Raw genomic sequence first — 22,309 nt, forward strand, 5'->3', positions numbered from 1 at the left:
GTGCCAATGGTGGTTGGCAAGGTTGCGGGAACGCCCGGTTTCGGCCGACTCCTACTGCTCCGTACGCAGCAGTTCGGCGACCTCGGTCTCCACCCGGCGGGCCATCGCGCGGGCGAACTCGGCGGCCACGACCTCGCCCGCCACCGGGCGCAGCGCCGCCACCGCATCCGTGATGTGCTGGACCTGGGTGGCCGAAAGGTGCTCCAGCCCGTCCGGACCGATCACATACGATCGGAACAGCCCCACGAACCGGTCGGCGAGCGCCGCCGCCTGAGTCTGTACGAAGTCCCCCGCGTCCAGGATCTCCGTGAGCGGCACCCCCTGCCGCACCAGGGTCACGGTCGCCTCCAGCAGCCCGCGGCTCGGGAAGGTCACTGTGTCGCCCTCGATCGTGACGTACCGCAGGGCCGCCGCGCGCCGGGTGTCCTGCGGGGTGGCAGCCGGGCCGAACAGCGCGCGCAGCTCGGCCAGCGTCATCGTCACCGGGTCCTCGTGCACCCAGCCCCGGGTCATCTCCCGCTCCAGGCCCAGCAGTCGGCCGATCCCGCCGCCCTCTTCCCAGGCGCGCAGCAGCTCCGCGATGCCGTTGACGGTGTAACCCCGGCCCAGCAGGTCGCTGATCAGCCGCAGCCGGGCGAGGTGGTCGTCGGAGTACCAGGCGATCCGGCCCTCGCGCAGCGGCGGCGGGAGCAGGCCGCGCTCTTGGTAGTAACGCAGGTTGCGCACCTTCACGCCCGCCGCGAGGGCGACTTCCTCCCGGCGGTAGCGGGCCGGGTGCCCGCCGCCGGGGTGCGCGGCGCCCTCGCCCGCCGATGGGGTCGGCCCGACCCGGCTGCTGCTCACGGGGCGAGTCTAGGGCGTGATCAGGACGCCCTTGGCGCGTACTGGCGGGTACCCGGGGTTGCCCGGGCCGCCGCCGGGGCGGGTCACTCCCCGGCGGGCCGGTCCTTGGCCGCGGGGGCCTGCTTGACCGCGCGCAGCACCACGAACTTCGGGTCGCTCGCGACGAGTTGGCTGTTCCCGAAGAGCCTGCGCAGCCGGACGTGGTAGCCGAGGTGGCGGTTGCCGACGACCCACAGCTCGCCGCCGGGCCGCAGGGCCTGGCGGGCCTGTGCGAACATCCGCATCGCGGTGGCCTCGGTCGTCGCCTGGTGGGAGTGGAACGGCGGGTTGTTCAGGACCAGGTCCACCGAGCCGTCCGGGACCCCGGCGAGGCCGTCGCCGACCCGGAACTCGGCCTTGCGGTCGTCGCCCGGGACGTTGGCCCGGTACGTCGCCTCGGCCGAGGCCACCGCCTGGTACGACTCGTCGGTGAAGATCACTTCGGCGTCGGGGTCGGCGAGCGCGGCGGCCGTGCCGACCACGCCGTTGCCGCAGCCCAGGTCCACGATCCGGGCGGCGCCGGTGCGGGTGGGGAAGTGCTGGAGCAGGAACCGGGTCCCGATGTCGAGCCGGTCCGCGCAGAACACCCCGGCGTGGTTGACCGCGGTGAGCCCGGAGCCGACGCCCGAGTCCTCGTCCAGGGTGTAGGTCAGCGGCCAGGGCCCCGGCGCGGCGGCCTCGCGGCCGGCCTTCGGGCCGGGCGTGGCGAAGATCAGCCGGGCCTTCTTCTCCGCGAGGGAGGTCCGGGTCGGGCCGATGATCCGCTCGAACAGCCGCAGCGTGGAGGTGTGGATGTCCTTCACCATGCCGGTGCCGACGACCACGGTGTCCGCGTGCAGGTGCGGGGCCAGCCGGTGCAGCTGGTCCTCCAGCAGCGCGAGGCTCTTGGGCACCCGGACGAGCAGGACGTCGATCCGCTCCGGCGGAGCGTCCTGGGTGGTCAGCAGGTTGACCCCGGCGTCGTGCGCCCCGGCGCGTTCGAGATTGGCGCGGGTCGCCTCGTGGGTGAGCGAGGAATCGGTGATCTGTACGGGCCGGTGCGCGGCCAGCGCCGTCACCAGCGCCCCCCAGCGGTCCCCGAGCACGGTGACCTGCCCGTCCAGCTCCACCGGCGGGCGGTCGCCGGTGCCGGTGGCGAGGTGCCGCAGCAGGTACTCGTCAGCGGCGTCCCAGGCGCGGAGCCGGTCGCGGGAGTCCTCGGGGAAGCGGGTGAGCTCGTGGGAGCCGAAAGGCGTGGTGAGACGGTTCATATGGGACCCAGGCTAGCCGAGTGCGCGGCCCGCTCCCGCACGGCCCGCCCCGGCGGGGCGTGCGACCGTCCTCGCGGCGGGGGTCGGGGCGGGTGCCGACCCGCGTACGGTCCGGCGTGCCGAGGCGCGGAGGCTCCGCGGGGGCCTGTGGGGTACGGGGCCCGGGCGTGGTGTCCAGGTGCGGCGCATCTGCCTCCGGCGGGCCCTCAATCGCCGGGCGGGCTGGGATTGGCTGCGCCTTCGGCCCGCGGGGGAGGCCGGGTGTGGCTGCGCCGCCTCGCCCGCCGGGCTGGGTGTGGCTGCGGCTCCGGCCCGCCGGGGAGGCTGGGTTCGGCTGTGCCGTCTGGCCCGCCAGGGGCTCTGTCAGCCTCGCCGGCGTTTGAGGCGCGGGTCCGGGCAGAGCCCGGGGCGGCGGCCGGATGCGCAGCCGCTCCTGCCTCCGGCGGGCCCTCAATCGCCGGGCGGGCTGGGATTGGCTGCGCCTCCGGCCCGCGGGGGAGGTCGGGTGTTGCTGCGCCGCCTCGCCCGCCGGGCCGGGTGTGGCTGCGCCTCCGGCCCGCCGGGGAGGCCGGGTTTGGCTGTGCCGTCCGGCCCGCCGGGGAGGCTGGGTGTGCCTGCGCCTCCGGGGGCCGTCAGTGCTGGGGGAGGTCGCCGGACATGGCGGCGGCCAGGCGGAGGTGGGGGGCGGCTTCGGTGGGGCGGCCCCGGCGTTGCAGGGTGCGGCCGAGGAGCAGTCGGGCGTAGTCCTCCACCGGCCAGCGTTCCAGCACGGCGCGCAGCTCGCGTTCGGCGTGCGCGAGGCGGGCGGAGTGGTAGTAGGCGCGGGCCAGCAGCAGCCGGGGAGCCAGCTGCTCGGGGGCCTCGGCGGTCAGCGTCTCCAGCACACGGGCGGCCGGGACGTACTCCTTGGCGTCGAAGAACAGTCCGGCGCGCGTCCAGCGCTCGGCGGCCGTGCCCTGCTCGTAGTACGCGGCGGGGGCGTGGGCGGTGGGGGTCGCGGAGGTGTTCGTCGGTGTGTTCATCGGTCCTCCCGGCTCTGCCGGTCTGCCCGCTCTACTCGGTCGGCGGGGTCGCGGTGGCTGCAACACGCAGGTACCGCCGGACATTCCGCGGAACACCGTAGGTTGTGCCCATGAGCAATCTCGAACGCCAGCCCGCCCTGTCCGCATGCGGCGGGCGCGGCTTCGTCGTCGCCGAACCGGTCCGTGAACTCCTCAGCCCGCGCCGGGTCACCCTCGGCACCGGCACCGAGGTGCGCAGGCTGCTGCCGAACCTGGGCCGCCGGATGGTCGGCGCCTGGTGCTTCGTCGACCACTACGGGCCGGACGACATCGCCGACGAGCCCGGGATGCAGGTGGCCCCGCACCCCCACCAGGGGCTGCAGACGGTCAGCTGGCTGCACCAGGGCGAGGTCCTGCACCGCGACAGCGTGGGCAGCCTGCAGACCGTCGGGGTCCGTGAGCTGGGCCTGATGACCTCGGGGCACGGAATCAGCCACTCCGAGGAGAGCCCCCGCCCGCACGCCCGCTTCCTGCACGGCGCCCAGCTCTGGGTGGCGCTGCCGGACGCGCACCGCGGTGTGGCTCCGCACTTCGAGCACCACGGCGAGCTGCCGCACGTCACCGCCCCGGGGCTGACCGCCACGGTGATCATGGGCACCCTCGACACCGCGACCTCGCCCGGGACGACGTACAGCCCCCTCGTGGGCGCCGACATCAGCCTCGCGGCCGGGGCCGGGGCGCGGCTGCCGCTGGAGCCCGACTTCGAGTACGCGGTCCTGTCGATGTCCGGCGAGGCCGTGGTGGACGGCGTACCGGTGCTGCCCGGATCGATGCTGTACCTGGGCTGCGGGCGCACCGAACTCCCGCTGCGGGCCGCCTCGGACGCGAGCCTGATGCTGCTGGGCGGCGAGCCGTTCGAGGAGGAGATCCTCATGTGGTGGAACTTCGTGGCCCGCACCAACGAGGAGATCCAGCAGGCCCGTTCGGAGTGGATGGGCGGCACCCGCTACGGCGAGGTGAAGGGCTACGACGGCCCGCCGATCCCGGCGCCGGAACTCCCCCCGGTCCCGCTCAAGCCCCGGGGCCGCGTCCGCTGAGGGCGCCTCGGGGCGGCTCCCGGCGGGCGCCGGGGGCCACCCCGAAATATGATGTGCGCGCAGTCCTCACACCTGGGAGCGGTCCATGGCCCCGCCACGTGCCCCGCGGCCGACGAGCGCCGACGACCTGCTCAACCGGCTCGGGCGGCTCACCGCACAGGCGCGCGAGCGGGCGGAGTTCCAGCAGGCCAGGGTGGAGCTGGCGGAGGCCCTGCAGCGCAGCATGCTCCCGGCCGCGCTGCCGACCGTCCCCGGGCTGCGGACCGCCGCCCGCTACGCGCCCGCCCGGCACGGCCTGGACATAGGCGGCGACTGGTACGACGGCTTCACGCTGCCGGGCGGCGCGCTGGGCTTCTCCCTCGGTGACGTCCAGGGCCACGACGTCGAGGCGGCCGCCTTCATGGGGCAGGTCCGGATCGGGCTGCGCGCGGTGGCCGCCTCGGCGGCCGACCCGGGCGAGGTGCTGAGCCGGGCCAATGACCTGCTCCTGTCGGTGGACACCGATCTCTTCGCGACCTGCACTTTCCTGCGTTTCGACCCGCGGAGCTGGGCCCTGGAGAGCGCCCGCGCGGGCCACGTCCCCGCGGTCTGGGCGACCGTCGACGGGGAGTACGGGATCTCCCTCGATGCGGGCGGGGTGCCCCTGGGGATGCTGGCGGGCGCCGTGTACCCGGTGACCCGCCGCCGGCTGACCAAGGCGGGGGCGTTCGTCCTGCTCACCGACGGGGTGGTGGAGGGGCCGACCTTCCCGATCGACGAGGGGCTGGCGCGGGTGGCGCGCGTGGTCAGGGAGGGCGCGGGCGCCGATCCGGGGGAGCTGGCCGCCGCGGTGATGGAGGTGGCGGACTCCACCGGTCACGCCGACGACGCCGCGGTGCTCGTCCTGTGCCACGAAGCGGAGGCCGGGAGCCCCGCCTGAGCCCGCCCCGCGTGAGCCCGCCCCGCCCCGCGTGAGCCGGCCCCGTCCCGGGTGGGGCCCCCGGCCCGGGGGAGGCGTCCGGGCGCGTGTCACGCCCCGCCGGGGCGCGGGGACGGTGTTCTGATGGTGCGGTGCGCAACGAGGGGTGGCGACGTCTCTGCGGAGCGGTTCTCCGGATCCTCGCCGTGGCCGTCGCGTACTACGTGACGGGACGGATCGGCCTGCTGCAGCGGGTCGCGATCGACGGCGCCGTCGTCACGCCCCTGTTCCTGCCGACCGGCGTCGCGCTGAGCTGCCTGCTGCGGATGGGACTGCGGGTGTGGCCGGGAATCGCCCTCGGCAGCTACCTCGTGATCGAGACCATCGGCCCCTTCCATCTCTCGGGGCTGGCGATCCTCGCCGGGAACACCCTGGCGCCCGTCTGCGCCTTCCTGCTGCTGCGCAGGGTGGGCTTCCGCGCCGAGCTGGACCGGCTCGGCGACGGGGTGGCGCTGGTCTTCCTGGGCGGCATGGTGCCGATGCTGATCAGCGCCACCGTCGGGTCCGTGGTGGTGGTCCTCAGCGGCAGCCTGCCGCTGAGCGGGTTCTGGTCGTTCTGGTCGGCGTGGTGGGCCGGTGACGCCATGGGGGTCCTCGTGCTCACGCCGCTGCTGCTCGTGCTGCGCCGGCCGTACGGGCTGTCCCGGGACCCGCTGCGCTGGGCGGAGGCGGGGGCGCTGGCCGTCGGCGTCGTCCTCGTGTCGCTGTTCGTGACCCGCAGCTCGATCGCCCTGCTCTTCCTGGTCTTCCCGCTGCTGATCTGGGCCGCCCTGCGGTTCCGGCTCCCGGGGGCCGCGCCCTGCGTGCTGCTGGTGTCCGTGCTGGCGATCTCGGCGGCGAACGACCGGGTCGGGCCGTTCGCGGACCAGACCCTCTTCCAGGTGATGGTCAACCTCCAGGCCCTCAACGGTTCCGTGGCGCTGACCGGGCTGCTGCTGTCGGCGCTGGTCACCGAGCAGCAGAACATCCGGGAGAAGATCGAGCAGGCGTGCCTGGACATGGCCGAGCTGGTGGACAGCCTCGTACCGGGACGGCCGGCGCAGGGATGGCCGCCGCCGGACCCGGGACCGGACCCGGGTGAGCGCGGCTGATCCGGCCTCGCTGCCGGCCGGGTGATGTGGCCGGGTGATTTGGCCGAACTTCACATGGCATCAATAGGTGCCTGAGGCATCTAATGGGAGCGGCACACGACCGATCGATCGCTTGTGAGGTCAACTCATGACAGAACCCGCCGTTGCCTTTCCCCAGGACCGCACCTGCCCCTACCACCCGCCGGCCGCCTACCAGCCGCTGCGCGACGCGCGGCCCCTTTCCCGGGTCACCCTCTACGACGGCCGCTCCGTGTGGGTGGTCACCGGCCACGCCGAGGCGCGGGCCCTGCTGACCGATTCCCGTCTCTCTTCCGACCGGACGAAAGAGGCGTTCCCCAACACCGTGGCCCGGCTGAAGGGCCTTCAGAACCGCCGGGTCGCGCTGCTCGGGTTCGACGACCCCGAGCACAACGTCCAGCGCCGGATGCTGATCCCCAGCTTCTCCCTCAAGCGCACGGCGGCCCTGCGGCCGCAGATCCGCGAGACCGTGGACCGGCTGATCGACGCCATGATCGAGAACGGGCCGACCGCCGAACTCGTCAGCGCCTTCGCCCTGCCCGTGCCGTCGATGGTGATCTGCGCCCTGCTCGGGGTGCCGTACGCCGACCACGAGTTCTTCGAGGCCCAGTCGCGCCGCCTGCTGCGCGGGAAGGACGCTGCCGAGGTCGAGGACGCCCGCGACGAACTCAATGGCTACCTGGGCGAACTGATCGACCGCAAGCGCGCGGAGCCCGGCGGGGACGGACTGCTCGACGAGCTGATCGAGCAGCGGCTGGCCACGGGCGAGGTGGACCGTACGGAACTCGTCGACCTCGCCACGATCCTGCTGATCGCCGGACACGAGACCACCGCCAACATGATCTCGCTCGGCACCTTCACCCTGCTGCGCCATCCCGAGCAGCTGGCCGAACTGCGCGCCGAGCCGGAACTGATGCCCGCGGCCGTGGAGGAGCTGCTCCGGTTCCTCTCCATCGCGGACGGCATGCTCCGGGTCGCCTCCGTCGACATCGACATCGCGGGAGCGACCATCCGCAAGGACGACGGGGTGGTCTTCTCCACCTCGGTCATCAACCGCGACGAGTCCGCCTACCCCGCACCCGACGCCCTGGACTGGCGCCGGCCCGCCCGCCACCACGTCGCCTTCGGCTTCGGCATCCACCAGTGCCTGGGGCAGAACCTGGCCCGCGCGGAGATGGAGATCGCGCTGGGCGCCCTCTTCGAGCGGCTCCCGGGGCTGCGCCTCGCCGCGCCGGCCGAACGGATCCCCTTCAAACCGGGGGACACCATCCAGGGGATGCTCGAACTCCCCGTGACCTGGTGAGCCCCGCCGTGACCCAGCGCATCGACATCGACAAGGACATCTGCATCGGCGCCGGACAGTGCGCCCTGACCGCACCGGGAGTGTTCACGCAGGACGACGACGGGCTCAGCGAACTGCTGCCCGGCAAGGAGGACGGCGGCGGCAGCGCCCTGGTGCGCGAGGCGGCCCGGGCCTGCCCGGTGGGCGCCATCGCCGTACGGCCCGCCTGAGGCGGGGCCCCCGGTTGGCGGGGGCGGGGCCCGTGCTCGCATGATGGTGCTGCCGCACTGATCACCACCCCAGGAGCACCGATGGCGAGCCGGGTCCACCAACCGCTGGAGAACGAGGAGTTCGACTTCATCCTCGGACACGTCCCCGGCCCGGTCCTCGCGTACTTCACCGGGACCTGGCCCAAGGTCGCCGCCGTGTGCAAGGAAATGGACGCCCTGGTCCGGGAAGCGGCCGACGCGTACGGCGGGCGGCTGACCGCCGTCAAGGCCGACATGACCCGCTGCCCGGGCCCGACGGCCCGCTACGGGGTCACCAGCGCGCCCTGGTTCGTGCTCGTCACGGCGGGCGAGGTGGTCGCCACCCGGGAGGGGCCGCTGGACCGGGCCGGGCTCAAGGAGTTCCTGGACGCGGCTCTCTGACCGGAGCGTCCGCGGGGTCCGGCGCCCCGGCCCGGCCGACCGCCTCGGCCCGGCGCAGCAGCAGGGTCCGCTCCCGCGCGTTGCGGGTCAGCTCCGCGGCGCGGGCGAACTCCGCCCGCGCCTCCGCGGGCCGCCCGAGCCGGGCCAGCAGTTCGCCCCGGACGCTGGGCAGCAGGTGGTAGGCCTTCAGTACGGGCGCCCCGGCCACCGCGTCCACCACCGCCAGGCCCGCCTCCGGCCCCTCGGCCATCGAGACGGCGACCGCACGGTTCAGCTCGACCACCGGGGAGGGGACGAGCGCCGCGAGCCGCCCGTACAGCGCGGCGATGGCCGTCCAGTCGGTCTCCTCGTAGCTACGGGCCCGGGCGTGGCAGGCCGCGATGGCGGCCTGCAGCGCGTACGGCCCGGGCGCACCCCCCAGCTCGCCCGCCGCCGCCAGCGCCGCGAACCCGCGCCGGATCAGCAGCCGGTCCCAGCGGCCGCGCCGCTGGTCGGCCAGGAGGACCGGGCGGCCCTGCGGATCGGTGCGGGCCGCCGTCCGCGAGGCCTGGATCTCCAGCAGCGCCGCCAGCGCGTGCGCCTCGGCCTCCGCGGGCATCAGCGCGGCCAGCCGCCGGGCCAGCCGCAGCGCGTCCTCGCACAGCGCCGGGCGGATCAGGTCCTCGCCGACGGTGGCCGAGTAGCCCTCGTTGAAGATCAGGTAGATGACCTCCAGCACCCCCGCGAGCCGCTGGGTGCGCTCGGGCCCGTACGGCACCTCGAAGGGCACGCCCGCCTTCGCCAGGGCCCGCTTCGCCCGCACGATGCGCTGGGCGACGGTGGCCTCCGGGGCGAGGAACGCCCGGGCGATCTCGTCCGTGGTCAGCCCGCCCAGCAGCCGCAGGGTCAGCGCGATCCGGGCGTCCGGCGGGAGCACCGGGTGGCAGGCGGTGAAGATCAGCCGGAGCACGTCGTCGTCGATGTCGTCCGGGCCGGCCGGTTCGGGATCGTACGCCGCCTCGTCCAGGTCGCGGCCCAGCTCGGCGAGCTTGCGGGCGTAGGTCTCGCGCCTGCGCACCAGATCGACGGCCCGGCGGCGGGCGGTGGTCGTCAGCCAGGCCGCCGGATGGTCCGGGACCCCCGTGCGCGGCCACTGCTCCAGGGCCTCGACGAGGGCGTCCTGGGCGATCTCCTCGGCGAGCCCGACGTCCCGCACGATCCGCGCGGCCGCGGCGATGATCCGCGCGGACTCGATCCGGAAGACGGTTTCCACCGTGCGGGCCGTGGTGACCGGGCCGGCCGTGCTGTCTTTGCTCACGGCGACCCATCAGAGCACCCCGCGGCCCGGCCCGGCAACGAAGCCGGGCCGGACCGCGGGGTCTGCGGGGTCCGGCCTAGGGGGTGTCTGGTGGATCTCCGTGGGTAAGGAGCGGCGTCCGGTGCGTGCTCTCGGCGTGCCGGCCGGAAGCTCGCGTACTGGTTGTACGTGGGCTTTCGGCCGGTGCGGCGAGAGCGCGTGCCGGGCGTCGCGACGCCGCGGAGATCCATCAGACACCCCCTAGCCCTCGGCGACCTCGCGGACCTCGCAGGTGATCGTCCAGTAGTCCTCGTGGACGGCCAGGAAGCGCTTCGTCCACTCGATCGCCTCGGCCAGGTCCTTGGCCTGCAGCATCGCGTAGCCGCCGATGACCTCCTTGGCCTCGGTGAACGGGCCGTCCACGACCGAGGTCCGGCCGCCCTCCCAGGTCACCCGGGCGCCCTGCGCTGTGGGCGTGAGACCGGCGGTGTCCAGCAGGACCCCGGCCTTCGTCATCTCCTCGATGAGCAGGCCCATCCGCTCCATCAGCGCGTCGCTGGGGCCCTCGGCCGGGGCGTTGGCCTCGTCGAGGCGGATCATCGAAAGGTAGCGGGGCATGACGTACTCCTTGTGCCGTTCCGTACGGGGGCGGGGGTCCTTCCCCGCCCCTCACTCATACGTCGAACGGCGCTCGCCGGGATCGACACACGCCGGAAGATTCTTTTCCGGCGCCCGCGCGGCCACCGGTGGTTGACTGGGGCCATGCCATTGGCGAACTACGGAGTACTGGCCGGGACCCTGTTCCGGCACTTCCGCGACGATCCCGACGATCAGGGACGCTGGTTCCACGTCCACCTGGAGGTCGACACCCCGGCGGGCCGGTACGCGTGCGCGATCGACGTCGACAGCAAGCACTCCAGCACCGGCGTGCGGTGGAAGGTCCTCACCCTGTACCCGTCGGTGCTCGAACCGGTGGACGCGCCGACGCCCGGCTACCACGACCTGTCACCCGCCTCCGGGTCCGGCGCGCTCGACTACCTCCGCCATCCGGCGCTCGCGGACCGGCCGCGCGGCCTCTTCCGTCGCCGTCCGCCGCGGCCGTGGAACTCGGGCTCCTACCTGGAGGCCTCGCAGGCGCTGGAACCGCTCCTCGTGCCCGGCCGCGAGGTACTGGTCTTCGGCGAGCCCTTCGACGAGGGGCTCGGTATGCACAACGTCCACCAGAACCAGGGCGACCCCTACGGCTCCCAGTGGTGGGCCGACAACGGCACCTGGCAGGACGGCGCCACCCTCGTCCGGCGCCCGGACGGCCGGTACGACGCGTTCCTGTCCCGCTTCTCCACCCAGGCGGACGCGACCGACCAGGACGGCCACCCGCTTCCGGCTTAGGCAGTCCGGGTCGCGGCCGGGCGACGGGCCGCGACCGAGGCGCACAGCGCGGCCAGCGGGAGTTCCGCGCACACCGCCAGCACCACCGCCGTCATCCGCGCGTCACCCGCCGCCGAGGTCGTCACGTCGAACCAGGCGTCCAGCACCAGTAGGGCGGCGGTCGCCGCGGCCAGCGCCCCGGCCCGGGCGTCGCCCCGCTTGAGGAGCAGCCCCGTACCGGACAGGGCGGCGGCCAGCATGACGTCCAGACCGATCCACGCGGTGGACCAGTTCGCGACCTCGGCGGTGTGCGGCAGGGTGTTCGAGAGCACCGCTATCCACGGCACCAGCGCCATCCCGGCGGCCACGAGCACGGCCGCGAGCACGGTGGCGGGCCGGGCGGCGCCGCGGGTCCGGAACTGCGGGGCGACGAGCGTCATGGCGGTGGAACTCCCTCCGGCCCGGCGGTCCGTCCCCCGGGCACGGTGACAACTCTGCTGGCCAGGGGGGCCCGCGGTCAGTAGCGGCACTGTCCGAAAGGGGGGTGGCACCAGCTACACCCCCGAGCGGGCACCAGGGTGGTGGCAGGTCCCTGACCAGTGCGATTACCGTATGCGCATGGCACCTTCCGGCGCGCTGCGGCGTACGTACACCTGGATCGCCGGGCACACGCCGGGGTCGGCATGGGCCCGGCGCAACACCGTCTTCACCGTCGCCGCCGTCCCGACGGCCCTGCCCGCCACGGCCGCGATCGCCACCCTCTTCGTGGCCCCGGGCCGCGCCCCGGCCGTGCTGCTCCTCCTGCTGGTCCTCCAGCCCCTGCTCACCGGGCTCCAACGCAGCCGCCTGTGGTCCCTGTTGGCCGTGGACGTGCCGGAGGTCCGCCACGAGCGGCCCTGGTGGTCCCCGCGCGGCCGGCTGGAGCGGCTGCGGGCCGAATCGACCTGGCGGCAGTACGGATACCACCTCCTGGTCAGCCCGCTCGCCGGGCTGGGCGGGGCGCTGGTCGTACTGGGCTGGGCGGGCGGGGTCGCGGGAGCGAGCGTGTTCGCCTGGTCGTGGATGCGGCCCGTCAGCGAACGCGCCATGGGCTGGACCGACGACCAGGTCCTCCTCACCGTGCTCGGCGCGCTGCTGCTGCTCCTCATGCCCTGGTTCGCCGCGGGCCTCGCCCGGCTGGACACCGGCCTCGCGCGCAGGCTCCTGGGCCCGAACCGCGCCCGGGAACTGGAGCGCAGGGTCGAGGACCTCGCCGAGAGCCGGGCCGGTGTCCTCGACGCCGCCGACCTCGAACGCCGCCGCATCGAACGGGACCTGCACGACGGGGCCCAGCAACGGCTGGTCTCCCTCGCCATGAACCTCGGCATCGCCCGCGCCACCCTCACCGGGCTGCCGCCCGAGGCGAAGGCCGTCATCGACGAGGCGCACCGCGAGGCGAAGGAAGCCATCGAGGAACTCAACAGCCTGGTGCGCGGCCTGCACCCGGCCGTCCTGGAGGACCGCGGGCTCGACGCGGCCCTCTCCGGCATCGCCGCCCGGGCCCCGCTGCCCGTCGAACTCACCGTGGACCTGACGGACCGGCCGGGCCCCACCGTCGAGGCCGTCGCCTACTTCGTCGTCTCCGAAGCCCTCGCCAACGTCGCCAAACACGCCCGGGCCGACCGCTGTCAGGTGGTCGCCCGCCGTCACGGCGACCGGCTGCGCATCACCGTCACCGACGACGGGGTGGGCGGCGCCGACCCCGCGGGCGGCACCGGACTGGTGGGCCTGCGCAAGCGCGTAGGGTCGGTCGACGGAACCATCGTGATCAACAGCCCCCTCGGGGGCCCGACCGTCGTGACTGTGGAGCTGCCGTGCGCGCTGTGATCGCCGAGGACTCGGTGCTGCTGCGAATAGGGCTGGTCAAAGTCCTCGAAATGGCGGGATTCGAGGTGGCCGCCGAAACCGGGGACGCCGAGGGTCTGCTCGCCGCCGTCGAGGAACACGCCCCCGACCTCGCGCTGGTCGATGTCCGGATGCCGCCGGGATTCACCGACGAGGGGGTCCGGGCCGCCCTGATGATCCGCCGCCAGTGGCCGGGGACCTCCGTGCTGCTGCTCTCGCAGTACGTCGAGGAACGCTACGCCGCCGACCTGCTGGCCACACAGACCGGAGGCATCGGCTACCTCCTCAAGCAACGGGTCGCGGACGTCGAGGAGTTCATCGACGCCCTCAAGCGGGTCGCGGCCGGCGGCACCGCGCTCGACCCGCAGGTCGTGGCCCAGCTGCTGCTGCGCCGCGGCGGCGGACTGGACCCGCTCGACCGGCTGACCCCGCGCGAGCGCGAGGTGCTCGCGCTGATGGCCGAGGGCCGCTCCAACGCGGGCATCGCGGCCGAACTCGTCATCAGCGAGAGCGCGGTGGCCAAGCACATCAACAACATCCTGGCCAAGCTCGACCTGCCGCAGGCCGACGGCGACCACCGCCGGGTCCTCGCGGTCCTCCGCTTCCTGGACGGATCCCCGTGAGCCGCGAGGACGCGGCGGGCGCCGCGGGTACGGAGCACGCGGCCGGGCGCCCGCACCCGCGCCCCCGGCACCGGACCGCGTGGACCGTGGCCGCCGCGCTCAGCGCCGTCTTCGTCGTCGCCCCGGGCGCCTGGTGGGCCTGGAGCCACCATTGGGCCGGCGAGAGCGGGACCCTGAGCGGCACCAGCGCCGACCGGCCGGTCACCGCACTGGAGATCGACGCCGGTGAGGCGGCCGTGACCGTCAGCCCCCGCGCGGACCAGCGGGTGGTCTACCGCGCCGCCGTCCGCTGGTCGCTGGGGCGGCCCGAGATCGAGGAGAGCTGGCTCGGCGGCACCCTGCGGCTGACACCGCACTGCCCGGGCGTCGACACCGCGCTCGGCGCGGGCCTCGGCTGCATGATCGACCTGGGCGTGACCGTCCCCGCGGGCATCCCGGTCAAGGTGACCGGCGGATCCGGGAAGGTCGACATCAGCGGCCTCGGCGGCGCCGTCGACCTGCGGACGGACTCGGGAACGCTGCGCCTCACCGCGCTGCGCGGCCCGCTGCGGGCCGTCGTCGACTCCGGCTCCCTGGAGGCCACCGCCCTCACCTCGCCGGAGGCCGACATCCGCTCCGGGACGGGCTCGGCCGTCGCCCGCTTCCTCACCCCGCCGGACCGGATCACCGCCCGCACCGGTTCGGGCAAGGTCGCGGTCACCGTGCCCGTCGCCACCCGCTTCCAGGTGACGAGCCGGGTGGGCGCCGGGAGCCTGGAGGTGGCACGGGGACTCGCGGACCCGGCCGCACCGGGCCGCCTCGACCTCTCGGCGGACTCGGGCCGGGCGGAGGCGGGCTACCCGTAGCCCCGGCCGTCGCCGCCCCCGCCGGTGCGCCCGGGACCGTACCGCCTACCCTGGCTGACCGGCGGCGATGCCCGTCCCGACGCCCTGTCCGTGTGCAGCGATCCGTACCACCGAGGAGCAGTGAACCGCCATGACCGTCACCCCCGTCCCCACCGCCGACCTGTACGACGAGCACGGCGAGCGGCTGGAGATCTGCGGCACGCAGTTCCGGCAGTTCGGCGGGCGCCGCGCCTTCGCCGGACCGGTGCGGACCCTGTCCTGCCACGAGGACAACGCCCTGCTGCGCGAGCTGGTGAACGGCCCGGGCGACGGCGCCGTCCTCGTCGTCGACGGCGCGGGCTCGCTGCGCACCGCGCTCGTCGGTGACCTGATCGCGGGCGCGGCCGCGCGCAACGGCTGGGCCGGGCTGGTGATCCGGGGCGCGATCCGCGACAGTGTGGCCCTCGGCGGCCTCGACCTCGGCGTCAAGGCGCTGGGCACCATCCCGCGCAAGAGCGGCAAGACCGGCGCGGGCACCGTGGACGGGACGCTCACCTTCGACGGCGCCACCTTCCGCCCCGGTGACACGGTCCACTGCGACGACGACGGAGTGGTGGTCGTGCCGGCCGGGAGCTGACCGGCGCGAACGCGCCAGAAATCCGCCGCGGCCCTGGCGCGTCCGCCCCGCCCCGCGCTTGACTACCCGGCCATGAGACGACACAAGATCATGGGCGCGCTCGGCGCCCTCGTGCTCGCGGCGGCCGCCCTGTCCGGCGCGGGCCCGGCCGCCGCCGCGCCGGACACCCCGGCCGCCCAGGGCGCCCGGGCGCAGGCCACCGCCACCCCGCCCGCCGAGTTCGGCACCGACTGGCACGACCCGCTCACGGCCGCCCCGCCCGTCGCGAAGCCGGCCACCCGCTCCTGCGAAGTCACCCTCGCCGAAGCCCAGTTCCGCGACTTCACGCCGTACCAGGGCAGTTACACGCCCCCCACCGGGTGCGGCACCTCCTGGAGCAAGGTGGTGCTCCGCCTCGACGGCAAGGTCAAGGGCCGCCAGTTCGACCGGCTCGGCCACCTCTCCGTCGGCGGCGTCGAGGTCCTGCGCACCTCCACCCCCGAGCCCTCGCCCGACGGCATCACCTGGTCCGTCGAGAAGGACGTCACCCGCTACAGCCCCACCCTGCGCACCCCGCAGCCGGTCGAGATGCTCATCGGCAATGTCGTCGACGACACCTACACCGGAGTCATCGACGTCAAGGTGACCCTGACCTTCTACGCCGCCGAGCACGGCCGGACGGCCCGCCCGGCCACCGTCCCCGACCGGGTCCTCCCGCTCACCTCCCCGACGCTCACCACCCCGCGCAACACCGAGCGCATCCTCGCCGAGGTGTACGCCACCGGCTCGGGCGGCGGCTGCGAGGAGTTCTGGTACCTGGCCACCCCGGAGGCCGCCCCCTACTCCTGCAAGGCGGCCGAGGGCCCCCACCGCGAGGTGCGCATCGCCGTGGACGGCCAACTCGCCGGCATAGCCGCCCCGTTCCCCACCGTGTGGACCGGCGGCTGGTCGAACCCCTTCCTCTGGTACGTCACCCCCGCGCCCCGCGCCTTCGACGTGCAGCCCGTCGTCTACGACCTCACCCCCTTCGCCGCCCTGCTCAACGACGGCCTCGCGCACCGCGTCGAGGTCTCCGTCGCGGGCGTCCCCGCCGGACAGAGCGGCTGGAGCACCCCCGCCAACCTGCTGCTCTGGCAGGACCCGGGCCGCGCCGTGGTGACCGGCGCGCTGACCCGCGCCGAGCAGAGCGAACCGGCCAACTCCACCGTCTTCACGCCCGGTTCGCAGAACCGCGTCGACGCCAAGGGCGGCCACCGGCTCACCACCGCCGGATACCTGAACACCTCGCACGGCCGCGTCACGACCACCGTGACCCGGACCCTGGCCAGTACCTCCGCGCACCGCTGGACCGAGGGGGAGAACCAGGACGCCCTCGCCGCCGACTGGTCGGACGACGAAAGCGTCACCAGCGGGCGGACCACCACCAGCACCCGGCGCGCCTACAGCATGAACGGCGAGACCACCCTCGGTACGGACAACCGGCTGCGCACGGTCATCTCCCTCGGGGACCGGGCCGACACCGCCTCCGTGCGCGACGACGGCACCCGGCTGTCCTGGTCGCGGCTGGACGACCGCTACACGGGTGACGCCGCCTACACCTCGGGCGTGCCGCGCGATCAGCGCCACGCGGTCGGCACCAGCACCGAGCGCTACCGGCTCACCGGCTCCGACGGCTGCTACGACCGCACGGTCGCCAGCGCGCAGGGAACCCTCACCCAGGACCTGCGCCGCTGCTGACCCGGCAGAGGATGCCTCGCGGTGACACCGCCGGGTGACCCCCGGCAGTGACATTCGTACCATCCGGGTCCGTACGGGCGGCTCTGCCGTCCGGCCGGGCCCGGTCCCTACGGTGGGGGCATGACGAAGACAGCCCCGCCCGCCACCTACCGCGAACGCGGCCCGATGGGCGCGCCCAACGGTTTCACCCTGCTGCCCTGGCTGCTGATGGGCATGGGCGCGGTCTCCAACCTCCTCCAGGGGCAGACCCCCCAGCCGTGGATCGGCGGCCTGGGCCTGCTGGTCTTCAACTCCCTCTACATCAGCGTGGTGTTCCGCTCCTTCGCCCCCGGCAAACGGGAGGCGCTGAGCACCCGGATCAGCCTGGCCGCGCTGGGCGCCGTGACCTTCGCCCTGGCCTTCGCCTACGGCGACAGCTGGCTGTTCTTCTTCCCGCTGCTGGGCCTGGCCACGGGGGCGGTGGTCCGGGGCCGCCGCCTCGGCCCGGTGATGCTCGGCATCAGCCTGGTGGCCGGCGCGGTCGCCTGGCGGCACGAGGGATGGGGCGGGGTCAGCGCCATCCTCTACGGCACCTTCCTCTCCGGAATGGTGACCGCGGCGATCCTCGCCCTGTCCGAGACGGTGGCCGAGCTGCGCGAGACCCGGCAGGAGCTGGCCCGTAGCGCCGTGGAACAGGAGCGGCTGCGCTTCTCCCGCGACCTGCACGACCTGCTCGGGCACACCCTGTCGGTGATCGTGGTGAAGTCGGAGGCGGCCCGCCGGATCGCCCCGCGCGACATGGACGCGGCCCTGGCCCAGATCGGCGACATCGAATCGATCGGACGGCAGGCGCTCGTCGAGATCCGCGAGGCCGTCACCGGCTACCGCGAATCGAGCCTGGCGGACGAGCTGGAGCGGGCCCGCGCGGCGCTCACCGCCGCCGGGATCGAGCCCGCCGTCCACCGGTCGGGTCCGCCGCTGACCCCGCAGACCGAGGCGCTGCTGGGCTGGGTGGTCCGGGAGTCGGTCACCAACGCGATCCGGCACAGCGGCGCCGCGCACTGCTCGATCGAGGTGGACGGAAGCGCGGAACGGGTCCGGCTGGTGATCACGGACGACGGGGGCGGCGTAGGCTCGACGGCGCCCGGCAGCGGGCTGACCGGGCTCACCGAGCGCCTCGCGGCGGCGGGCGGGACCCTGCGGGGCGGACCGGCCCCGCGCCGCGGCTTCCGGGTCGTCGCCGAACTCCCGGTCGACGAGAGCACGGGCTGAGGAGCAGACGATGATCAAGGTCTTGCTGGCCGAGGACCAGGGGATGATGCGGGGCGCCCTGGCGCTGCTGCTCGGGCTGGAGGAGGACATCGAGGTCGTCGCCCAGGTCGCGGCCGGGGACGAGATCCTCCCCGTCGCCCTCGCCTCCCGCCCCGACGTGGCCCTCCTCGACATCGAACTGCCCGGTCTCAGCGGCCTCGACGCCGCGGTCGAACTGCGCGCCCGCTGCCCCGGCACCCGGGTCCTGATCCTCACCACCTTCGGCCGCCCCGGCTACCTGCGCCGGGCGATGGAAGCCGGAGCGGGCGGCTTCCTCGTCAAGGACGGGCCCGTGGAGGAGCTGGCCGCCGCGATCCGGCGGGTGCTGGCCGGGGAGACGGTCATCGACCCCGCGCTCGCCGCGGCCGCCCTGAGCGCGGGCCCGAACCCGCTGACCGCCCGCGAGCGCGACGTGCTGAACGCCGCCGCGGACGGCGCGACCGTCGCCGACATCGCGGCGAAGCTGCACCTGTCGGAGTCGACCGTACGCAACTACCTGTCCGCCGCCATCGGCAAGACCGGCACCCGCAACCGGATGGAGGCCGTACGCTCCGCCCGCCGCCAGGGCTGGCTGTGACTTCCTAGGCGGAGCGGCGGTGCCACTCCTCGGCGAGAAGCCGGTAGGAGCGCACCCGGTCGGCGTGGCCGTGGGTGATGGTGGTGATCAGCAACTCGTCGGCCCCGGTGGCCTCCTGGAGGATGCCGAGCTGGTCGGCGACCGTCCCCGGGGAGCCGACGAAGCGGGTGTCGAGCCGGTCGGCGACCAGCGCGTGATCGGCCCCGGTCCAGTCGGCGGTGAGCGCCCGGGCCTCGGCGGGCGTGGGGTAGGGGACGGCGCCCGCCGCGGTCCGGATGCCGTGGACCCAGGGCGCGTACCCGGCGGCCAGTTCGCGGGCGCTCGCGTCGTCCCCGGCGACGACCACGTCCGCCGAGACGCTCACGTACGGCCGCTCCAGCTCGTCCGAGGGCTTGAACGCGGCCCGGTACGCCTCGGCCGCCTCCAGCACCCCGGCCGGGGCGACGTGGTAGTTCGCGGTGAACCGCAGACCGTTGCGGCCCGCCGTCTCCGCGCTCTGCCCGGCGCTGCTGCCCAGGATCCACACCTGTACGTCGGCCCCCTCGCCCGGGACGGCGTGCGCCTCGATGCCGTCGGGGGACCGGTACTCGCCCCGCAGGAGCGCGAGGACGTCGCCGACCTGCTCGTCGTAGTCCTGGGGCCGCGCCCCGGGCAGGAGCAGCAGCCGCTGGGCGAGCGCGACGCGCGGATGCCCGGCCAGGGAGGCGAAGGAGAAGCCCGGCGGGATCAGCAGCCCGTTGCCGGTACGGTGACCGGCCGCGGCGGGCTCCGCGGGCGCGGCGCCGTCCGGCGGGCCCGGCGGGCGGCCGCCCGAGCGGCCCAGGCCCAGGTCCAGGCGCCCCGGGTGCAGGGCGTCGACCAGGCCGAACTCCTCGACGGTCGACAGCGCCGTGCGGTGCCCCAGCTGCACCGCGCCGGAGCCGAGGCGGATGGTGGAGGTCGCCGCCGCGGTCAGCGCCAGCACGACGGCGGGCGAGGCCCCGGCCACCCCCGGATTGAGGTGGTGTTCGGCGAACCAGTAGCGGGCGTACCCGAACTCTTCGGCCTGCCGCGCCAGGTCGATGCTGGCGCGCAGCGCCTTGGCGGCCGTGGAGCCGGACGGGATCGGTACGAGGTCCAGGACCCCGAGCGGAATACCGGGCATGGTCGCGCTCTCCTAGACCGTGGCGGGGGCGGGGGTGGCAACCGCGGCGGGCGCGGCGGCGGGCGGTGGCGTGCGCAGGCCGAGGTGGTCGCGCAGGGTGCTGCCCGTGTACTCGGTCCGGAACGCGCCGCGCTCCTGGAGCAGCGGCACGACGGTGTCGGCGAAGACGTCGAGCCCGGTCGGCGTCAGGTGCGGGACGAGGATGAACCCGTCCGCGGCGTCCTGCTGGACGAGCGAGTCGATCGCGTCGGCGACCGTCGCCGCGGAGCCCACGAAGGTCTGGCGGCCGGTGGTCTCGATGACCAGCTCCCGGATCGACAGGTTCCGCGCGGCCGCCAGCTCCCGCCACTCCTTGGCGACGGTGAGCGGATCCCGGTGCATCCGTACGCTGGCCCGCCCGAGCGCGACGGTGTTCTCACCGGGTTCCGGGTCGATGTCGGGCAGCGGCCCGTCCGGGTCGTAGCCGGACAGGTCGCGGTTCCACACGTGCTCCAGGAACTTGATCGCGGTCTGCCCGCTGACCTGCGCGAGCCGCACCTCGTGCGCCAGTTCCACGGCTTCGGCGTCGGTGTCGCCGAGGACGAAGGTCGCGGCGGGCAGGATCAGCAGCTGGTCGGGGGTCCGCCCGTACCGGGCGAGGCGGCCCTTGACGTCGGCGTAGAACTCCCGGCCCGCCGTCAGGGTGCCGTGCCGGCTGAAGACGGCGTCGGCGTCGGAGGCCGCGAACTCCCGGCCCTCCTCCGAATCCCCGGCCTGGAAGATCACCGGACGGCCCTGCGGGCTGCGCGGTACGTCGAAGTGTCCGGCGATGTCGAAGTGCCGCCCCCGGTGCGCGAAGGCCCCCGCCCCGGCATCCCGCAGGAAGGCCCCGGACTCCCGGTCGGCGAGGATCTCGTCACCGGTCCAGGAGTCGAAGAGGGTGTGCGCGGCCGCCAGGAACTCCCGGGCCCGGGAGTAGCGGTCCTCGCGGGCGAGGAAGCCGCCGCGCCGGAAGTTCTCGCCGGTGAAGGCGTCCCAGGAGGTGACCACGTTCCAGGCGGCGCGGCCGTCCGAGAGGTGGTCGAGGGAGGCGAACTGGCGGGCCACCTCGTACGGCTCGTTGAAGGTGGAGTTGATGGTCCCGGCCAGGCCGATCCGTTCGGTGACGGCGGCCAGTGCGGCCAGCACGGTGAAGGTGTCGGGCCGCCCGACCACGTCCAAGTCGTAGATCCGGCCGCCCTGTTCGCGCAGCCGCAGACCCTCGGCGAGGAAGATGAAGTCGAACTTGGCGCGTTCGGCGGTGCGCGCGAAGTGCGCGAACGAGCTGAACTCGATGTGGCTGCCCGCGGCCGGATCGCTCCAGACGGTGGTGTTGTTGACGCCGGGGAAGTGCGCCGCGAGGTGGATCTGCTTGCGCGGCCGGTCCGGCCTGTTCGGCCCGCTCGGCCTGTTCGGTGTGCTCACGGTGCTGTCGTCCTTCCGGGTCGGGTGGTGGCGTACCGGGCGGCGTACCGGCTGGCCGGGCGGGCGAGCCCCAGCAGGTCGCGGAAAGTGCCGCCCGGACGCGCGGTCCGCAGCGCGCCGCGCCGCCGCAGTTCCGGGACCAGGCCGCGGGTGATCGCCGGGAGGTCGTGGGAGAGCACGCCGGGCCGCAGCCGGAAACCGTCCGGGCCCCGCCGGTGCCACTCCGTCAGCAGGGCGGCGAGCCGGGCGGGCGTCCCCGCGAAGACGTGGGTGCCGGGCGCGTACGGTTCCTGCGCGAGCGCGTCGAGGCGGCGCAGCCGGGCCGTGGCCGCCGTGGCGCTCTCGTCGAGGAACACCACCAGGTCGGCGAAGACCCGGCCGGTCCCCTCCGGCTGCCCGGCGGCCGACCGGGCGGCGCGGATCCCGTCGGTGAGCGTGCGGACCTCCTCCGTGTCGCGCGGGGCGAGGAACACCAGGTCGACGGCCTCGGCGAGCAGCCGGGGCGGCGCGCCCACCCGGGCCGACGCGCCGACCAGGGGCTGCCCCTGCGGCGGACGCGGGGTGATCGACGGGCCCTTGACGCTGAAGTGCCTGCCCTCGAAGCCGATGTGGTGCAGCTTGCCGCGGTCGACGAACCGGCCGCTCGCGACATCGCGGATCTCCGCGTCGTCCTCCCAGCTGTCCCACAGCCGACGGACCACCTCGACGTGGTCGGCGGCCTCGTCCAGCAGCTCCGCGCGCAGCGCCGACCCCAGGCCGTCGGGGCTGTCGGCGGGCCCCCTCGGGAAGGTCCGGCGGCCGAAGTGACGGGCCTCGTCCGGCCGCCCGGACACCGTGACTAGCAGCCCCGCCCGGCCACCGCTGACGTAGTCGAGGGTCGCGATCGCCTTCGAGACGTGGAACGGCTCGGTGTGCGTCGCGACCACGGTCGGCAGCAGCCCGATGTGCCGGGTCAGCGGCGCCACCCGGGCGGCCGTAAGCACCGCGTCGAGCCGCCCGCGCACCCGGTCGGTGCGGCCGTCCGGGCCGGTGGGGGAGGAGGGCGGCGGGCCCAGCGCGTCCTCGAAGGTGACGAAGTCCAGCAGCCCCCGCTCGGCCTCCGCGACCAGGCCCGCCCAATATCCCGGGGTGACCAACTCCCGCGCCGGTGACCCCGGTTCGCGCCAGGCCGCCGGGTGGGCGCCGGCGCCTTCGAGCGCGACGGCGAGGTGGAACGTACCGGCGGGCGGGCCGTCGGGGACGGGCGCTCCGGGGGGTGTGGACATGACGGGTGGCCTTCCTGGTCGCGGTCCTGCCGA

General features: G+C 74.5%; 23 protein-coding genes. 14 read left to right on the forward strand and 9 right to left on the reverse strand.

Annotated features, from left to right (window positions below):
- Window positions 1-51: 51 nt before the first annotated feature.
- From OHS33_RS31915 to OHS33_RS31925, 3 genes are all read right to left on the reverse strand, one after another.
- Entirely contained in the window at window positions 52-843 is a 792-nt protein-coding gene (locus OHS33_RS31915) for a MerR family transcriptional regulator (RefSeq protein ID WP_330333882.1), read from the reverse strand.
- 83 nt (window positions 844-926) lie between these two features.
- Window positions 927-2,132: a methyltransferase gene (locus tag OHS33_RS31920; protein ID WP_330333883.1), complete on the reverse strand. Its 1,206-nt coding sequence runs from the start codon at window positions 2,130-2,132 to the stop codon at window positions 927-929.
- Between the two features lie 632 nt (window positions 2,133-2,764).
- Complete coding sequence (locus OHS33_RS31925; protein WP_330333884.1) at window positions 2,765-3,154, reverse strand: tetratricopeptide repeat protein; 390 nt, start codon at window positions 3,152-3,154, stop codon at window positions 2,765-2,767.
- 110 nt (window positions 3,155-3,264) lie between these two features.
- Between OHS33_RS31925 and OHS33_RS31930 the strand changes: the two genes are divergently transcribed.
- From OHS33_RS31930 to OHS33_RS31955, 6 genes are all read left to right on the forward strand, one after another.
- Complete coding sequence (locus OHS33_RS31930; RefSeq protein ID WP_330333885.1) at window positions 3,265-4,230, forward strand: pirin family protein; 966 nt, start codon at window positions 3,265-3,267, stop codon at window positions 4,228-4,230.
- Between the two features lie 85 nt (window positions 4,231-4,315).
- Complete coding sequence (locus OHS33_RS31935) at window positions 4,316-5,149, forward strand: PP2C family protein-serine/threonine phosphatase (RefSeq protein WP_330333886.1); 834 nt, start codon at window positions 4,316-4,318, stop codon at window positions 5,147-5,149.
- Between the two features lie 131 nt (window positions 5,150-5,280).
- Window positions 5,281-6,279: an MASE1 domain-containing protein gene (locus OHS33_RS31940; protein WP_330333887.1), complete on the forward strand. Its 999-nt coding sequence runs from the start codon at window positions 5,281-5,283 to the stop codon at window positions 6,277-6,279.
- Between the two features lie 127 nt (window positions 6,280-6,406).
- Entirely contained in the window at window positions 6,407-7,600 is a 1,194-nt protein-coding gene (locus OHS33_RS31945; RefSeq protein WP_330333888.1) for a cytochrome P450, read from the forward strand.
- 8 nt (window positions 7,601-7,608) lie between these two features.
- Window positions 7,609-7,809, forward strand: coding sequence for a ferredoxin (locus OHS33_RS31950; RefSeq protein ID WP_330333889.1), 201 nt, complete (start codon window positions 7,609-7,611; stop codon window positions 7,807-7,809).
- 81 nt (window positions 7,810-7,890) lie between these two features.
- Complete coding sequence (locus OHS33_RS31955; protein WP_330333890.1) at window positions 7,891-8,229, forward strand: thioredoxin family protein; 339 nt, start codon at window positions 7,891-7,893, stop codon at window positions 8,227-8,229.
- Here OHS33_RS31955 and OHS33_RS31960 read toward each other — a convergent pair.
- Together OHS33_RS31960 and OHS33_RS31965 are read right to left on the reverse strand one after the other, a co-directional pair.
- Window positions 8,201-9,526 carry an RNA polymerase sigma factor gene (locus OHS33_RS31960; protein WP_330333891.1) on the reverse strand — a complete coding sequence of 442 codons (1,326 nt, stop codon included), beginning with the start codon at window positions 9,524-9,526 and terminating at the stop codon, window positions 8,201-8,203. The genes OHS33_RS31955 and OHS33_RS31960 overlap by 29 nt on opposite strands.
- A 240-nt stretch (window positions 9,527-9,766) precedes the next feature.
- A complete protein-coding gene (locus OHS33_RS31965; protein ID WP_330333892.1) occupies window positions 9,767-10,123 on the reverse strand; it encodes a YciI family protein in 357 nt (118 codons plus the stop codon).
- Window positions 10,124-10,267: 144 nt separating this feature from the next.
- Between OHS33_RS31965 and OHS33_RS31970 the strand changes: the two genes are divergently transcribed.
- Entirely contained in the window at window positions 10,268-10,894 is a 627-nt protein-coding gene (locus OHS33_RS31970) for a DUF2278 family protein (protein WP_330333893.1), read from the forward strand.
- On the opposite strand, the gene OHS33_RS31975 is transcribed toward OHS33_RS31970, so the two are convergent.
- On the reverse strand, window positions 10,891-11,313 hold the full coding sequence (locus OHS33_RS31975) for an LPXTG cell wall anchor domain-containing protein (protein ID WP_330333894.1): 423 nt from the start codon (window positions 11,311-11,313) through the stop codon (window positions 10,891-10,893). The genes OHS33_RS31970 and OHS33_RS31975 overlap by 4 nt on opposite strands.
- A gap of 178 nt (window positions 11,314-11,491) precedes the next feature.
- Here OHS33_RS31975 and OHS33_RS31980 point away from each other — a divergent pair, with 178 nt between their 5' ends.
- The 7 genes from OHS33_RS31980 to OHS33_RS32010 all read left to right on the forward strand — a co-directional run bounded on the left by OHS33_RS31980 (window position 11,492) and on the right by OHS33_RS32010 (window position 18,424).
- On the forward strand, window positions 11,492-12,739 hold the full coding sequence (locus tag OHS33_RS31980; protein WP_330333895.1) for a sensor histidine kinase: 1,248 nt from the start codon (window positions 11,492-11,494) through the stop codon (window positions 12,737-12,739).
- Window positions 12,727-13,380, forward strand: coding sequence for a response regulator transcription factor (locus OHS33_RS31985; RefSeq protein WP_330333896.1), 654 nt, complete (start codon window positions 12,727-12,729; stop codon window positions 13,378-13,380). Before OHS33_RS31980 ends, OHS33_RS31985 begins: the two co-directional genes overlap by 13 nt.
- Window positions 13,377-14,225 (forward strand): hypothetical protein, encoded by an 849-nt coding sequence (locus OHS33_RS31990; RefSeq protein WP_330333897.1) that lies wholly within the window; start codon window positions 13,377-13,379, stop codon window positions 14,223-14,225. The genes OHS33_RS31985 and OHS33_RS31990 overlap by 4 nt, the downstream gene beginning before the upstream one ends.
- 130 nt (window positions 14,226-14,355) lie before the next feature.
- Complete coding sequence (gene rraA, locus OHS33_RS31995; protein WP_330333898.1) at window positions 14,356-14,841, forward strand: ribonuclease E activity regulator RraA; 486 nt, start codon at window positions 14,356-14,358, stop codon at window positions 14,839-14,841.
- 72 nt (window positions 14,842-14,913) lie between these two features.
- Complete coding sequence (locus tag OHS33_RS32000; RefSeq protein WP_330333899.1) at window positions 14,914-16,557, forward strand: peptide-N4-asparagine amidase; 1,644 nt, start codon at window positions 14,914-14,916, stop codon at window positions 16,555-16,557.
- A 120-nt stretch (window positions 16,558-16,677) separates the two neighbouring features.
- The gene (locus OHS33_RS32005) at window positions 16,678-17,808 is read left to right on the forward strand and encodes a sensor histidine kinase (RefSeq protein ID WP_330333900.1); all 1,131 of its coding nucleotides are present in this window, start codon (window positions 16,678-16,680) and stop codon (window positions 17,806-17,808) included.
- 10 nt (window positions 17,809-17,818) lie between these two features.
- Window positions 17,819-18,424: a response regulator transcription factor gene (locus OHS33_RS32010; RefSeq protein ID WP_330333901.1), complete on the forward strand. Its 606-nt coding sequence runs from the start codon at window positions 17,819-17,821 to the stop codon at window positions 18,422-18,424.
- Window positions 18,425-18,428: 4 nt separating this feature from the next.
- Here the strand turns inward: OHS33_RS32010 and OHS33_RS32015 are convergent, their stop codons facing one another.
- Genes OHS33_RS32015 through OHS33_RS32025 form a run of 3 tightly spaced genes read right to left on the reverse strand, consistent with a single transcriptional unit; the run spans window position 18,429 to window position 22,276 of the window.
- Complete coding sequence (locus tag OHS33_RS32015; protein ID WP_330333902.1) at window positions 18,429-19,568, reverse strand: LLM class flavin-dependent oxidoreductase; 1,140 nt, start codon at window positions 19,566-19,568, stop codon at window positions 18,429-18,431.
- A 12-nt stretch (window positions 19,569-19,580) separates the two neighbouring features.
- Window positions 19,581-21,011, reverse strand: a complete 1,431-nt coding sequence (locus OHS33_RS32020) for an NtaA/DmoA family FMN-dependent monooxygenase (protein ID WP_330333903.1) — start codon at window positions 21,009-21,011, stop codon at window positions 19,581-19,583.
- Entirely contained in the window at window positions 21,008-22,276 is a 1,269-nt protein-coding gene (locus OHS33_RS32025; protein ID WP_330333904.1) for an LLM class flavin-dependent oxidoreductase, read from the reverse strand. Before OHS33_RS32025 ends, OHS33_RS32020 begins: the two co-directional genes overlap by 4 nt.
- Window positions 22,277-22,309: the final 33 nt, after the last annotated feature.

The organism is Streptomyces sp. NBC_00536 (genome assembly GCF_036346295.1).
GTDB lineage: Bacteria > Actinomycetota > Actinomycetes > Streptomycetales > Streptomycetaceae > Streptomyces.